The organism is Exiguobacterium sp. s22 (assembly GCF_018617455.1).
Classification (GTDB): Bacteria; Bacillota; Bacilli; order Exiguobacteriales; family Exiguobacteriaceae; genus Exiguobacterium.
This window is the reverse complement of sequence record NZ_JACSKD010000025.1, coordinates 1-373: the sequence shown is the minus strand read 5'-3', so window position 1 is coordinate 373 and position 373 is coordinate 1. Positions and strand designations below refer to the sequence as shown.

The 373-nt window shown below is 50.9% G+C and carries 2 tRNA genes; both read right to left on the bottom strand.

Going from position 1 to position 373, the window contains the following annotated elements:
- Positions 1-92: 92 nt before the first annotated feature.
- Positions 93-165: transfer RNA gene (locus KNO94_RS15180), tRNA-Ala, on the bottom strand.
- A 22-nt stretch (positions 166-187) separates the two neighbouring features.
- Positions 188-264: transfer RNA gene (locus KNO94_RS15175), tRNA-Ile, on the bottom strand.
- Positions 265-373: the final 109 nt, after the last annotated feature.

The following is a 373-nucleotide window of genomic DNA, read 5'->3' as shown; positions in this document are numbered from 1 at the left end:
ATCTAGCGTCTAAGACACACGGTCCGTTACGGACCATATGTGAAATTGGTTTTTGATGTCTTGATGAATCTTCAGTTTTCAAGGAACAAAAGTGGAGCCTAGCGGGATCGAACCGCTGACCTCCTGCGTGCAAGGCAGGCGCTCTCCCAGCTGAGCTAAGGCCCCGTATTGGAATTGTTCATAAAAATGGTGGGCCTAAGTGGACTCGAACCACCGACCTCACGCTTATCAGGCGTGCGCTCTAACCGGCTGAGCTATAGGCCCTCTTAGAGAGGTTTTGGTCTCTCAAAACTGAACGATGGGCAATGCCACATGGGCATTTTCCTTAGAAAGGAGGTGATCCAGCCGCACCTTCCGATACGGCTACCTTGTT